The organism is Arthrobacter sp. 01T425 (assembly GCF_056398725.1).
On record NZ_JBFTPY010000021.1, the window covers coordinates 14,502 to 27,387 of the forward strand.

General features: G+C 66.9%; 14 protein-coding genes. 3 read left to right on the forward strand and 11 right to left on the reverse strand.

Going from position 1 to position 12,886, the window contains the following annotated elements:
• Positions 1-285: 285 nt before the first annotated feature.
• The 6 genes from rlmB to AC1DNG_RS18815 form a co-directional block, all read right to left on the reverse strand.
• Entirely contained in the window at positions 286-1,287 is a 1,002-nt protein-coding gene (rlmB, locus tag AC1DNG_RS18790; RefSeq protein ID WP_028276342.1) for a 23S rRNA (guanosine(2251)-2'-O)-methyltransferase RlmB, read from the reverse strand.
• A 134-nt stretch (positions 1,288-1,421) separates the two neighbouring features.
• Positions 1,422-2,870: a cysteine--tRNA ligase gene (cysS, locus tag AC1DNG_RS18795; protein WP_476874220.1), complete on the reverse strand. Its 1,449-nt coding sequence runs from the start codon at positions 2,868-2,870 to the stop codon at positions 1,422-1,424.
• A gap of 92 nt (positions 2,871-2,962) precedes the next feature.
• Positions 2,963-3,322 carry a hypothetical protein gene (locus AC1DNG_RS18800; protein WP_476874219.1) on the reverse strand — a complete coding sequence of 120 codons (360 nt, stop codon included), beginning with the start codon at positions 3,320-3,322 and terminating at the stop codon, positions 2,963-2,965.
• A 130-nt stretch (positions 3,323-3,452) separates the two neighbouring features.
• The gene (gene ispF / locus AC1DNG_RS18805; RefSeq protein ID WP_476887990.1) at positions 3,453-3,971 is read right to left on the reverse strand and encodes a 2-C-methyl-D-erythritol 2,4-cyclodiphosphate synthase; all 519 of its coding nucleotides are present in this window, start codon (positions 3,969-3,971) and stop codon (positions 3,453-3,455) included.
• Positions 3,968-4,813 (reverse strand): 2-C-methyl-D-erythritol 4-phosphate cytidylyltransferase, encoded by an 846-nt coding sequence (ispD, locus tag AC1DNG_RS18810; protein ID WP_476887991.1) that lies wholly within the window; start codon positions 4,811-4,813, stop codon positions 3,968-3,970. The genes ispF and ispD overlap by 4 nt, the downstream gene beginning before the upstream one ends.
• 168 nt (positions 4,814-4,981) lie before the next feature.
• A complete protein-coding gene (locus AC1DNG_RS18815) occupies positions 4,982-5,464 on the reverse strand; it encodes a CarD family transcriptional regulator (protein WP_026266570.1) in 483 nt (160 codons plus the stop codon).
• A gap of 326 nt (positions 5,465-5,790) precedes the next feature.
• Between AC1DNG_RS18815 and AC1DNG_RS18820 the strand changes: the two genes are divergently transcribed.
• Complete coding sequence (locus tag AC1DNG_RS18820; protein ID WP_476888007.1) at positions 5,791-6,360, forward strand: hypothetical protein; 570 nt, start codon at positions 5,791-5,793, stop codon at positions 6,358-6,360.
• A 142-nt stretch (positions 6,361-6,502) separates the two neighbouring features.
• On the opposite strand, the gene AC1DNG_RS18825 is transcribed toward AC1DNG_RS18820, so the two are convergent.
• Entirely contained in the window at positions 6,503-7,183 is a 681-nt protein-coding gene (locus AC1DNG_RS18825) for a response regulator transcription factor (protein WP_018774213.1), read from the reverse strand.
• Complete coding sequence (locus AC1DNG_RS18830; protein ID WP_223915308.1) at positions 7,180-8,412, reverse strand: sensor histidine kinase; 1,233 nt, start codon at positions 8,410-8,412, stop codon at positions 7,180-7,182. The genes AC1DNG_RS18825 and AC1DNG_RS18830 overlap by 4 nt, the downstream gene beginning before the upstream one ends.
• A 207-nt stretch (positions 8,413-8,619) precedes the next feature.
• Here AC1DNG_RS18830 and phoU point away from each other — a divergent pair, with 207 nt between their 5' ends.
• Positions 8,620-9,282, forward strand: coding sequence for a phosphate signaling complex protein PhoU (phoU, locus tag AC1DNG_RS18835; protein WP_079552056.1), 663 nt, complete (start codon positions 8,620-8,622; stop codon positions 9,280-9,282).
• A gap of 173 nt (positions 9,283-9,455) precedes the next feature.
• Here the strand turns inward: phoU and AC1DNG_RS18840 are convergent, their stop codons facing one another.
• Positions 9,456-10,202: a phosphoglyceromutase gene (locus AC1DNG_RS18840; RefSeq protein WP_230009468.1), complete on the reverse strand. Its 747-nt coding sequence runs from the start codon at positions 10,200-10,202 to the stop codon at positions 9,456-9,458.
• A 178-nt stretch (positions 10,203-10,380) separates the two neighbouring features.
• Here AC1DNG_RS18840 and AC1DNG_RS18845 point away from each other — a divergent pair, with 178 nt between their 5' ends.
• A complete protein-coding gene (locus AC1DNG_RS18845) occupies positions 10,381-11,229 on the forward strand; it encodes a class I SAM-dependent methyltransferase (protein WP_476887992.1) in 849 nt (282 codons plus the stop codon).
• Positions 11,230-11,299: 70 nt separating this feature from the next.
• Here AC1DNG_RS18845 and AC1DNG_RS18850 read toward each other — a convergent pair whose 3' ends face one another.
• On the reverse strand, positions 11,300-11,659 hold the full coding sequence (locus tag AC1DNG_RS18850) for a DUF2516 family protein (protein WP_028276353.1): 360 nt from the start codon (positions 11,657-11,659) through the stop codon (positions 11,300-11,302).
• A 9-nt stretch (positions 11,660-11,668) separates the two neighbouring features.
• Positions 11,669-12,865, reverse strand: coding sequence for a trans-sulfuration enzyme family protein (locus tag AC1DNG_RS18855; RefSeq protein ID WP_476887993.1), 1,197 nt, complete (start codon positions 12,863-12,865; stop codon positions 11,669-11,671).
• Between the last annotated feature and the right edge of the window lie 21 nt (positions 12,866-12,886).

Sequence of the window (12,886 nt, forward strand, 5' to 3'; positions counted from 1 at the left end):
TGAGGGACCGTTTGCCATCAACCCGCACAAGGTGAGGGAGCGTCAGAGACGGGACCGGAGTTTTGCTAAGGAGCGCATCGCCGACCGGAACCGAGTAAGGCCGCTAGCGGCCGCACGAGGTGCAGGGAGGTGTCTAAGCGACGGCAAAACTCCGGTTCCGTCCTACCCAGCCACGACTGCGGCGACGGCAAGACTACGGTTCCGGCGGAACCCAGCCACAACTCAGGTGACCGCGGAACCCAACCCCCGACTCCGGCGACGGCGAAACCGGCCCCGAACGCAGGACTACTTAGCGGCGCGCTGGCGGGAGATTTCGTAGAGGGAGATACCGACGGCCATGGAGGCGTTGAGGGATTCCATGGCAGAGTCGATCGGGATGGAGACGATCTGGTCGCAGTTTTCGCGGACCAGGCGGCTCAGGCCCTTGCCCTCGGAACCGACGACGATGCACACGGGTTCGGTGGCCAGGGTGAGCTCGGGCAGCGAGACGTCGCCGTCGCCGTCGAGCCCCAGGACGTAGATCCCCATGTTTTTGAACGCCTTGAGCGTGTTGTTCAGGTTGGCCGCGCGGGCGACGGGGACGCGGACGGCTGCACCGGCGCTGGTCTTCCAGGCCGAGGCGGTGACGCCCACGGAACGGCGCTCCGGGACGACGACGCCGTGGCCGCTGAAGGCCGAGACGGAGCGGATGATCGCGCCGAGGTTGCGGGGATCGGTGATGCCGTCGAGCGCCACGAAGAGCGGGGCGTTGGCCACGTGGCCCTTCTTCCAGGCCTCGAGGGTCTCTTCGGCGAGCTCGTACGCGTCCTGGTATTCGTACGGCGGGATCTGCAGCACGAGGCCCTGGTGGATGGCGTCGTCGGTCATCCGGTCGAGCTCGGGCTTGCCGGTTTCCATCAGCGGGATGCCGCGTTCGGCGGCCAGCTTCAGGGATTCCTTGACGCGGTCGTCCATTTCGATGCGGACGGCGACGTGCAGGGCCTTGGCCGGGATGCCGGCGCGCAGGGCTTCGACCACGGAGTTGCGGCCGGTGACGACCTCTTCGGTGGCGCGGCCCTTGGGACCGGAGCGTCCGGTGCGGGCGGCGGCGCTCGTGGTCCGGCTTCCGCTGGCGCGCTTGGCCTCGGAGCGTTCGGCGAGCTGCTTGTTCTTGAACGCCTTGTGGTAGGGGCGGTCCTCCGCCTTCGGCGTGGGGCCCTTGCCCTCAAGTGCCTTGCGGCCGTGACCGCCGGTTCCGACGGAGGGGCCCTTCTTCAATTTGACCGAGCGGCGACCGTTGTTGGCCATGAGTTTCACCCTTTAAATACGCGATTCGTTGATAAGTCTGACCTCCAGTCTACTGACTCGAGTAAAATCCACGATTTCGGGGTGGCCCGGAGGGAACGACGACGGCCCACTTCACCGGCCGCCGTCAACGGGGTTCAGCCGCGCTTCAGGCTCCAGCTCGCCCCGTCCGGGCCGTCCTCGACGACGACGCCGGCTGCGGCCAGGGTGTCCCGGATGGCGTCGGACGCGGCCCAGTCCTTGGCGGCCCGGGCGTGGGCGCGCGCCTCCAGCTGAGCCTCGACCAGGACGCCAAGGGCGGTGTTGGCTTGTTCGTCGGCCGCAGGCGTTGCGGTGGCGTTGAGGCCGAGGACGTCCAGCATGGCGGTGACGCTGGCCAGCGCCTGGCCCGCGGCGTCGAGGTCGCCTTCGGTGAGAGCCGTGTTGCCGGCGCGGACGGTGTCGTGCAGGACGGCGAGGGCCTGCGGGACGTTGAGGTCATCGTCCATGGCCACCCCAAAAGCTTCCGGGACAGAACCAGCGGATGCCTCCGGTCCCGGGTCGGGCAGGACCCGGCTTGCGCGGCTGAGGAAGCCGTCGATCCGCTCGACGGCGGCGGCCGCTTCCTGCAGGGACGTCGGCTGGTAGTCCAGGACCGAGCGGTACTGCGCCTGCCCGAGGTAGTACCGGACAACACGCGGCGGGGCGATCTCGAGCATTTCCGTCGGGCTGACGGTGTTGCCGATGGACTTGGACATTTTCTCGCCGGCGTAGGTGACCATCCCGTTGTGCATCCAGAAGTTGGCGAAGCCGTGGCCTGCCGCCTGTGACTGCGCCATTTCGTTTTCGTGGTGCGGGAAGCGCAGGTCCAGGCCGCCGCCGTGGATGTCGAACTCGGTGCCGAGGTATTTGGTGACCATCGCGGAGCATTCGAGGTGCCAGCCCGGGCGGCCGGCGCCCCACGGCGAAGACCAGCTCGCCGTCGTCGGCTCCCCGTCCTTGTAGCCCTTCCACAGCGCGAAGTCGCGGGGGTCCTTCTTGCCGCGGGGGTCCGCGTCAGGGGCGCCCTGCATGTCGTCGAGCTTCTGCCGCGTCAGCGAGCCGTAGTTGGACCAGGAACGTACATCGAAGTAGACGTCGCCGGAGTCGTCCAGGGCCGGGTAGGCGTGGCCGCGGTCGATCAGCTGCTGGATGAGGGTGTGCATTTCCGGGATGTGGCCGGTGGCGCGGGGCTCATAGGTGGGGCGGGAGACACCCAGGGTGTCATAGGCCTTGAGGAATTTCTGCTCGTAGCGGTAGGCCAGGGCCCACCATTCCTCGTTGCGGAGGGCTCCGGGCTCGTCTTCAAAGTCTGCGCCGAACGAGGCGGCTGACTTGGCAAGGATCTTGTCGTCGATGTCGGTGACGTTGCGGACTGCCGTCACCCGGAAGCCGCGGTACTGCAACCAGCGGGTCAGCTGGTCGAACGCGATGGCCGAGCGGATGTGGCCGACGTGTGGCATGCCCTGGACGGTGGCTCCGCAGTAGTACAGGCTCACCTTGCCAGGTACCAGGGGGACGAAGTCGCGGACTTCGGCGGATGCAGTGTCGTAAAAGCGCAGGGTCACCGCTCCAGATTAGCCGATGACGCTCCGGGGCCTGACCCGCGGCTTTGCCGGCACGGCGCAGGCCGGCAGGCAGGGACGGCCGGTGCGGCGACCTACTTGCAGTATTGGCCGATCTTGTTGATCTGCTCCGTGAGCTGGGCCGTCTGTTGGTCGGTCTTGGTTCCCGTAGGGCTCGCCGCAACCTGCTTCATGATCTCGGCCATCTGCTGGATCGGGGCGCCCACCTGCGGCGCTACCTTGTCCGCAACCTCCTGGTAGTGCTGGCCAATCTGCCCTGCCTGCTCCTTAGCGCTCCCGGAGGGCACGAAGGTGTCGGTGTTGAGGAACTTACAGCTTTCCTCGACGCTGAGCTTCGGAGTGGCGCTAGGCGTTTGGGGCGCTGTCGTGGAGGCGGCACAGCCGCTCAGCATGGTCCCTGCCACGAGTACGACGGCGGTCAGCAGCTTCTTCACGGCAGGTCTCCTGGCAGTTCGGAACGGGTGTCTCGCTTGGGTCTTCCCTCAAGCGTAGGGGACCGGGGCCGGCGGTGCTTAACCAGCGGCGCCCAACCTGCGGTGCTTCACCTGCTGTGACCTGCGGTGCTTAGCCTGCCCGATACACGAGCGCTGTTGCCACGGCCGAGATCCCCTCGCCGCGGCCGGTGAACCCGAGCCCGTCGCTCGTGGTGGCTGTGACGCTCACCGGCGCCGCGGCAGCGGCACTGAGGACCTGCTGGGATTCCTCCCGCCGCGGGCCGAACTTTGGCCGGTTGGCCACGAACTGGACGGCGATGTTGCCGATTTCGAATCCGTGGGCGCGAACAATCCGGGCGGCCTCGGCAAGCAGGGTCACGCCGGATGCTCCGGCATATTCGGGCCGGTCCGTACCGAAGTGCGTGCCCAGATCCCCGATCCCGCAGGCCGAGAAGAGCGCGTCGGCGGCGGCGTGGGCCACGGGGTCGCCGTCTGAATGGCCGGACAGACCCCGCTCCCCCTCCCAGAAGAGGCCGCCGAGCCACAGCGGCTGCGGCTCGTCCTCGGCGGCGAAGGCATGGACATCGACTCCGATCCCGGTCCGGGGAATGACCGGGGGAACGGCTGGCGGGTTGGTGGACATGCTCATCCCTCCACCCAGCGCAAGCCCAGGGGCCCTTCGAGAAGGCCTTCGGCCAGGATCAGGTCCAGGGGCGTGGTGATCTTCAGGGACTGGCTGGCGCCGCGTACCGCGTGGACCGGGACCCCGATGAGCTCCACGAGCATCGCGTCGTCCGTGACGAGGGCGGCCTGGCCGGCGTCGAACCCGGAGGCAGCTTCGTGGGCGCGCTTGAGGGTACTCAGGGCGAATCCCTGCGGTGTCTGCACGGCGCGGAGCGATTCCCGGGGCGCTGTCCCGGTGACCAGTTCGGGGGCCACCGCGGCGCCGTCGCCGGTGGTCGGTTCGACGGTCTTGACGGTGTCGACGACCGGTATCACCGGAATGACGGCCGAGGCACCGGCGCCGAGCGCCGCTGCCACGCGGTGAAAGACGGCTTCAGGCGTCAGCGCCCGGGCGGCGTCGTGGACCAGCACCGATTCGATATTGGGCAGGAGGGCCGCCATCGCTGCGCGGACTGAATCGGCGCGGTCCGCACCGCCGTCGACGACCGTCACGACGGGAGCCCGGACGCCGGAGCCCGACGCCGCGCCGGAGTGTCCGGCCGCAAGCTCCTGCGTGAAGGCCTCGCACAGCGCCCGCAACTCGGTGTCGCCCGGGGGGAGCGCAATGCAGATCTGCTGTGCGATCCCGGCAGCCGCCACACCGCGGAGGGCGTGGGTGAGGATGGTGTCCCCGCCGAGAGGGACTTTTGCTTTCGGCATGCCGTAGCCCAGGCGCTGGCCGGAGCCGGCGGCTACAACTATGACCGCTGTGGCGGGACCGGGCTGTGACGCATTCGCCTGTGACGTATTCGTCGGTGCAGTATCCATGGGCACAAGACTACGTCCCCGCGCCTCGGACCGGGGCGCTCAAAGGGACCACAACCGATAGCGCAACGGAGGGGGCGGCCGCTGAAAAAGGGCAAAAAGAAGCCCCGGCGGCTGACGCCACCGGGGTTCGATTCTTATCTGCGCCGGCCCTGCTGGGCCGGCCCTGTGCTAGGAAGCCAGGACCTCGTCGAGAACGCTTGCAGCCTTCTCTTCATCAGTCTTCTCAGCCAGTGCCAGTTCCGAAATCAGGATCTGACGGGCCTTGGCCAGCATGCGCTTCTCTCCCGCGGAGAGACCCCGGTCGTGATCACGGCGCCAGAGGTCGCGGACGACCTCGGCCACCTTGATGACGTCACCGGAAGCAAGCTTTTCCAGGTTTGCCTTGTAGCGACGCGACCAGTTGGTGGGTTCTTCAGTGAACTCGGCCCGCAGCACGTCGAACACGTGCTCCAAGCCTTCCTTGCCCACTACGTCCCGAACCCCTACCAGGTCAACGTTTTCTGCTGGAACTTCAATGGTCAGATCACCCTGAGCCACCTTGAGCTTGAGATACATCTTCTCTTCGCCCTTGACAGTGCGCATCTTGATTTCTTCAATTTTGGCTGCACCGTGGTGAGGGTAAACTACTGTCTCGCCGACCTCAAAAACCATGTGGACATTCCCCTTTCCCGCAGACCAGTTTATCACGATTAAGGCATACAACTGGCATCAAAAGGTGCCGGGAACCGCATGAATCCGGGGAAAATGGCCGTAATCCGCCCCCTCAAACCCCTTGACGAATGCGGATAATAGTGCCTGCGGCCCTAACTGCCAAGAGGTTTCCGTCCCCCGCCAAGCCGGGTCCCGCCGCCGGTGACGCACGCTTGGCCGCGCTTGTGTGTAGTCGCCGAATCCTTGTTTGCGGCCGATTGCGGCTAGGCTATGGCTGAATAATGTTTCAAGACTCTCAAGGAGTGCGTGACGTGCGTTTCACTGCGATGAACCGGGGCCAGCGCGGCAAGCTGGCAATGGCAACGGCTGCACTTGGCATCGGCCTGTTGTCCCTGACCGGCTGCGGCTACATCAACGCCCAGCAGACCACGGAGCAGTACGCGGCCTCGGACGGAACCCGGACTGATCTCGGTGCGCTGCAGCTGCGCAACTTCATCATCGTCTCCGATGGCGAGGACAAGCCGGGCCGCGTGATCGGCGCCGTGTACAACACCTCCTCCAATGACGTGGTGCTGACCATCAAGGGTGCGGAGGGCTCGCAGACCCAGGTTCCGGTCAAGAAGAACTCCTACACCATGCTCAACGACTCCACCGACGCCGCGATCCTGAACCCGGCCGGCGCCAAGCCGGGCGCCGTCCTCGATGTCACCATCTCCGAGAACGGCACCAACAAGGAAGCCAAGTTCACGGTTCCGGTCATGGACGGCACGATCGTCGACTACAAGTCGTACCTGCCGACGCCGGCGCCCACCGAGTCCGGCACGGCCACCTCGACGCAGACGGCTACGCCGACCGAGACGGCCACGCCGACGCCGAGCAGCACGGCCGGCCACTAGCTTCAACGGCTGGAACAATTGCAAAAGGAGGGGCACCTGCAGGTGCCCCTCCTTTTGTGTGTCCCCTGATGTTCAACTGCGCCGGACGTCCAGCAGTCCGGCGGCCCGGCAGCAGCGGCCGCCGGGCTGCCTCTTCCGATCTTTAGGGCTCGAACTTGTAGCCCAGCCCCCGGACGGTGATCAGGTACCGCGGCGCGGACGCATCCGGCTCGATCTTGCTGCGCAGCCGCTTGACGTGGACGTCGAGGGTCTTGGTGTCCCCCACGTAGTCGGAGCCCCAGACCCTGTCGATCAGCTGCCCGCGGGTGAGGACCCGGCCGGAGTTCCGCAGCAGCATTTCCAGCAGCTCGAACTCCTTGAGCGGCAAGGCGATCTGCTCGCCCCCGACGCTGACCACGTGGCGTTCAATGTCCATCCGAACGGGACCGGCCTGCACTGTGGTGGAGACAAGTTCCTCCGGCTCGCTCTGGCGCCGCAGGACGGCCCGGACCCGGGCCACGAGTTCCCGCGAGGAGTAGGGCTTGGTGACATAGTCGTCGGCGCCCAGTTCGAGCCCCACCACCTTGTCGATTTCAGAATCCTTGGCCGTCAGCATGATCACGGGCACCCCGGAGCGCTGCCGGAGTTGGCGGCAGACCTCCGTGCCGGACTGGCCAGGCAGCTGCAGGTCCAGGAGCACGAGGTCGGCGCCGTTGCGGTCGAATTCGGTGATGGCGTCCAGTCCGTTGTCCACCACCTCCACTTCGAAGCCTTCTTTACCCAAGAGGTAGGACAGGGGGTCGCTGAAGGACTCCTCGTCCTCGACAATCAGAATCCTGCTCAAGCGGTAGCTCCTTGCTCATGGACGCCTGCGGCGTCACGTCGTTGCGGTCTGGGGTCCCGACTGGAAGTTTGGGCAGCGGGCTTGCCCGCCTCGGGGGCGTCGCCGTCGTCCTGCCCTTCTATCTCGGGAAGTCGAATGGTGAACGTGGAACCCTGGCCGAGCCGGGACCACAGGGTCACCTCGCCGCCGTGGTTGGAAATGACGTGCTTGACGATGCTCAGGCCAAGCCCGGTGCCGCCGGTCTGCCGCGAGCGGGCAGCATCCACGCGGTAGAAGCGCTCAAAGACGCGCTCCTGGTCCTCGGCGCTGAGCCCATCGCCCTGGTCCGTCACCGAGACCGCCACGAGACCGTCCTTGGCCCGGATGCCCACGCCCACCTTGGTGTTCTCCGGCGAGTAGCGGATGGCGTTATCGATCAGGTTGCGCAGGGCGGTCACGAGAAGGTCCTGGTCGCCGTAGACCAGGGCATCGGCGTGCCCGCCGACGACTAGCTGGATGTTCTTGCTCTCGGCCGGCAGCACGGAGCGGTCCACGGCCTCGCTGACCACAAGGTTGATGTCCACCGGGCGGCCCTGCTGCGCGACGTTGGCGCCCTGGAGCCGGGAGAGTTCAATGATGTCCTGGACAAGCGCCGCAAGCCGTGTCGATTCCTTGTGCATGCGCTTGGCGAACCGCTTCACAGCCTCGGGGTCGTCAGCGGACGACTCGAGTGCCTCGGCCAGGAGGGAGATCGCCCCGACCGGTGTCTTCAGTTCGTGGGAGACGTTCGCGACGAAGTCGTTGCGGACTTCCTCGGTGCGGGTGAACTCTGTCCGGTCATCGGCCAGCAGGAGGACATATTCCTCCGTGATGACGGCGGCCCGGACCTGGACAACGATCGTGCCCTGCCCGAGCGGGCCGCGCGGCAGTTCCAGCTGCTGTTCGAGGATGACCCCGTCCCGCCGCACCTTGGCCGTCAGTTCCAGCAGCTGCTGGTGCACCACCGTGTGCCCGCGGACCAGGCCGTAGGCGTAGGCGGCGGGGCTGGCGCGGACCACGCCGTCGATCGCATCCACCACCACGAACGCGCGGCCGAGGACGGCGAGCACTTCCGCGGCCCCCTCGGGCAACGAGGGGTCATCGACGTCGACGTCGACAATATGCCGCTGCTGCTCACTGACCCTGAACGCGAGTACGCCGAACATGCCAAACGAGAGGCCGATCAGGCCGGCGATCACGCCGATGAGCATTGGATCCACGGCTCCAGCTTATGCTCTGCCACGTGACCGAATCCGAAATCTCCTGCGATTCGGGCAGCGGTTCAGCTAACGTTCACCTATTGGGGCGTAACAGTTCACCGGACACTGAAAGAGTTGACAGTTGGAGCGCCGGTAGGTGAACCGAAATAGGCCCGCCACTTCGATTGCAGGCAATATTTCCGAGGAAAGGACGCACACGTGCGTAAGGTTTTTCAGGAGGAGCTCGCCCAGGTAAGGGAACAGCTCGTCGAGATCTCAGCGCTGGTCACAGAGGCCATCGACAAGGCCACGACAGCTTTCCAGGGCGCCGATATCGACCTCGCCGAGGACGTGATTGCCGCCGATGCCCGCATCGACTTCCTGCAGAACAGCCTCGACGAGCGTGCCATCGACATCCTCGCCCTCCAGGGCCCGGTGGCGAGCGATCTGCGCATGCTGGTTGGTTCGCTCCGGATGAGCGCCTCGCTCGAACGCATGGGCGACCTCGCCCGGCACCTGGCCCAGCTGGCGCGTCTGCGCTATCCGGCGTCAGTGGTCCCGGACCAGCTGCGGGAGACCTTCAAGGCTTTCGCGGAACAGGACCTGCTGATCGCCCAGAAGCTCACGGAGCTGCTGGCAACCCGCGACCTCGGCGTGGCCCGGGAGATCATGAAGGCCAACGGCGCCGTCAACGACCTTCACCTGAGCGTTTTCCAGGCGATCGCCCGCAGCGACTGGCAGGAGTCGCCGGCCACCACGGTGGACGTTGCCCTGGCCAGCCGCTACTTCGAGCGCTTCGCGGATCACGGCGTCTCCGTGGCCCAGAAGGTCACGTACCTTGTGACGGGCGCGTGGCAGCCGAGCACGATCGAGCACAACTGACTCCGGCCAACTGCGGCTGACTCAGCCGCAGTTACGGCTGAATCAGCAGCAGTTACAACGGCGCTGATAGCACCGCGCTGATACGAACGACGGCGTCCGGTCACCTTGGGGGTGGCCGGACGCCGTCGTTTGTGCGCTGTGCCTTACTTAGTGCCTGCCCGGGCGGGGGCCGGTTACTTCTTGCCCTGGTTGGCGACTGCCTTGATGGCCTCGGCGGCGGCCTCGGGATCGAGGTAGGTGCCGCCCGGGTTCAGCGGCTTGAAGTTCTCATCCAGTTCGTAGACCAGCGGGATGCCGGTGGGGATGTTCAGGCTGGCGATGTCCTCGTCGCTGATCCCGTCAAGGTGCTTGACGAGGGCGCGGAGCGAGTTGCCGTGGGCGGTGACCAGGACGGTCTTACCGGCCCTGAGGTCTTCCTTGATGTCTGATTCCCAGTACGGCATGAGCCGGATCAGGACATCCTTGAGGCATTCGGTGCGCGGGACGGCGTCGCCAAGGTCCGCGTAGCGCGGGTCCCCCACCTGGGAGAACTCGGAATCGTCAGCCAGGGGCGGCGGCGGGGTGTCGTAGGACCGGCGCCACAGCATGAACTGCTCCTCGCCGAATTCGGCGAGGGTCTGGGCCTTGTCCTTGCCCTGCAGCGCGCCGTAGTGGCGCTCGTTGAGCCGCCAGTCGCGCTTGACGTCGATCCAGCCGCGGTCGGCCTTTTCCAGTGCCATGTTCGCCGTGTTGATGGCCCGCTTCAACCGCGAGGTGTAGAGGATGTCGGGGAGGATGTTGTTCTCCACGAGCAGCTCGCCGCCGCGGACCGCCTCGGCACGGCCCTGGTCATTGAGGTCAACGTCCACCCAGCCGGTGAACAGGTTCTTGGCATTCCAGTCGCTGTGGCCGTGGCGCAGCAGAATCAGCTTGTAAGTCATGGTTTTCATCCTAGCCGAGCGGTTGGCGGCGGTGCCGAGCGTTACACCGCGCGCGTTTCAGAGCGTGCCTCACCTTCTGCTTCACCGCGTGCTTCAGGGCAACGCGGGGTCGCTCCCGGCCCATCCAGCGCCCATCACGGAAATGAGGTGACCCCGCGTTCGAGGATAGGCTTGGGCGGTGGTACAGAAGGCTGAACGGGTGCTGGCCCCCCGAAACAAGGGCGGAACGAGAGGCGGCGCGCGCGGCGGCAGGCCCGTGGGTAACGTGACCCGCGGAACCACGAACCCCAACCGGATGCGCCGCGTGGACCGCTGGCTGACCGGGCCGCAGGCATGGCGGCTGCGGGCCGCGGCCCATCCTCTCGCCGTCGACCTCGGGTACGGCGCCTCACCGGCCACCGCCGTCGAACTTTTCGAACGCCTCGCCGCGGTCCGCGGGGACGTACAAATGGTGGGGATCGAAATCGAACCGGAGCGCGTCCGGCAGGCCCAAGCCCTTGAACGGCCCGGCCTAAGGTTCCAGCTGGGCGGCTTCGAACTGCCCATGACCGGAAAGCCCGTGCTGGTCCGCGCCTTCAACGTGCTGCGGCAGTACGAGGAAACCGACGTGGCGGGCATCTGGCGGCTGGTGCAGGACCGGCTGGCCCCGGGCGGGCTGTTCATCGACGGCACGTGCGATGAGATCGGGCGGCGCGCCGCCTGGGTGGCGCTCGACGTCGAGCGGCCGCTGAGCCTGAGCCTGTCCATGCGGTTCGGTGCCTTCGTGCTGCCCTCCGACGTTGCCGAAAGGCTGCCGAAGGCCCTGATCCACCGCAACGTGCCCGGCGAGAAGATCCACGCCTACCTGCAGGCTATGGACCAAGCTTGGCTGGAAGCGGCTCCGCTGGCGGCCTTCGGAAACCGGCAGCGCTTCGGGGCTATGTGCCGCGCACTGCTCGACGCCGGTTGGCCGATCCAGGACGGCCCGTCCCGCTGGCGGCTGGGCGAAGTGACGGTCGGCTGGGAAGCCGTGGCCCCGGGAGCTTAGGCGCCGGGGGGTGGGCCCACGCCGGCAGGGTTCCCTGGGCGAGCTTGCGAGCTTAGGGTGCCGGTGGGGATCACCAGGGGCCGTAGGGGCCCATGTTGCTGCCGCGGCCGCGGCCGGCGTCCTTGACGGCGGGGCGGACGTCGGCGAGGTACACGGACGCGGCCGTCACGGCTGCAAGGCCGAAAATCCCGAGCGAACTGGCGCCGCCACCGCTGCCCAGCTGCGAGAGCAGGGAGAACAGTCCCACGGCGAACGCGCCGCCGGTCAGGGCCAGCCAGAAGGTCTTGGTCCGCTTCGATACGGCCTCGAACGCGTTGGCCTTGTGCCGGAGACAATCGAAAAACGCCCATGCCTCAAGGACAAAGGCCACGACAGCCAGGACCAGGTAAACCCCGGATTCGACAAAGTAAATGAGTATGCGTCCGTCCACTCCCCCAGCCTAGCCGTCCAGAGTGCCCAATGCCTGCTCCAAATCGGCCCAAAGGTCTTCCACGTTCTCAATGCCCACGCTCATCCGGACCAGGTTGTCCGGCACGCTCTCCGGCTCGGCGGCGTGCCGGCGCCGGCGTTCGATCAGGGATTCCACCCCACCCAGGGAGGTCGCGGGGAGCCAAAGCTGCAGGGCGCGGATCATGCGGTCCGCGGCGTCCGCGCCGCTGAGGCCGCTGCCCTGCCCACCCACCGGTGCCACCTCGATGCACAGGACGGATCCGAAACCCTTCATCTGCTCCTTGGCCCGCGCGTGGCCGGGATCCGAGGCCAGCCCGGGGAAGCGGACGCCGGCCACCTTCGGATGACCGTCGAGCCGCTCGGCCAGGATTTGGGCCGACGCCTGCGAACGCTCGATCCGCAGCGCCAGGGTGCGGAGCCCGCGCAGCGCCAGCCACGCCTCGAATGGTCCGGCGATTCCGCCGTGGATGGTGCGGTGGTGCAGCAGGGCGGCGCGGAGACCGGCGTCGGACGTCACCAGGGCACCGAGTACGACGTCGGAGTGGCCGGAGAGGTACTTGGTCACCGAATGCAGCACGACGTCGGAGCCCAGGCTCAGGGGCTGCTGCACCAGGGGCGTGGAAAAGGTGTTGTCCGTGACGACGATGGCGCCGGCCTCATGCGCCGCGGCGGTCAGGGCCCGCATGTCCGCGACGCCGAGCATGGGGTTCGTGGGGCTCTCCAGCCAGAGCATGCTGGCGGCGCGCCCGCCAGCCGGGGCAAGCGCCGCAAGTACAGCGTCGGTGTCCGCGATATCTACCGTCCGCAGCTCGAGGAACCCTTTGGCCGCCAGTTCGGTGGCCATGGTGACCGATCCCGCGTAGCTGTGCGACGGCATGACGAGGACGCCCTGGGCGGGCACCAGAGACAGGGCCGAACTCACGGCGGCGAGTCCCGAGGCGTATAGCAGGCCCGGCAGTTCCGCGCCCTCCAACTGGCCCAGCGCCTCTTCAAAGGGGTCCCACGTGGGGTTGGAATACCGGCCGTAGCCGCGGTCGCCGTCGCCCAGCGGTCCCGTACCGAAGTAGGTCGAGGACAGCACCAGCGGCGGGTTGACCGGTTCGTCTCGGGTGCGCGGCGGGCGCCCTGCCGCGACGACCAGGGAATCCGGCGAAAGCGAGGCGGCCTGTTCTTCAGTAAGACTCATGAGGACAGGGTACGTGGGCGC

Bases quoted from the DNA above. Each gene is read 5' to 3' on its own strand.
- AC1DNG_RS18830 (WP_223915308.1), bottom strand. From the start codon at position 8,412: ATGCTCATCGGCGTGATCGCCGGCCTGATCGGCCTCTCGTTTGGCATG.
- rlmB (WP_028276342.1), bottom strand. From the start codon at position 1,287: ATGGCCAACAACGGTCGCCGCTCGGTCAAATTGAAGAAGGGCCCCTCC.
- ispF (WP_476887990.1), bottom strand. From the start codon at position 3,971: ATGAGCATGTCCACCAACCCGCCAGCCGTTCCCCCGGTCATTCCCCGG.
- AC1DNG_RS18820 (WP_476888007.1), top strand. From the start codon at position 5,791: ATGAACCGGGGCCAGCGCGGCAAGCTGGCAATGGCAACGGCTGCACTT.
- AC1DNG_RS18815 (WP_026266570.1), bottom strand. From the start codon at position 5,464: ATGGTTTTTGAGGTCGGCGAGACAGTAGTTTACCCTCACCACGGTGCA.
- AC1DNG_RS18855 (WP_476887993.1), bottom strand. From the start codon at position 12,865: ATGAGTCTTACTGAAGAACAGGCCGCCTCGCTTTCGCCGGATTCCCTG.
- ispD (WP_476887991.1), bottom strand. From the start codon at position 4,813: ATGGATACTGCACCGACGAATACGTCACAGGCGAATGCGTCACAGCCC.
- AC1DNG_RS18840 (WP_230009468.1), bottom strand. From the start codon at position 10,202: ATGACTTACAAGCTGATTCTGCTGCGCCACGGCCACAGCGACTGGAAT.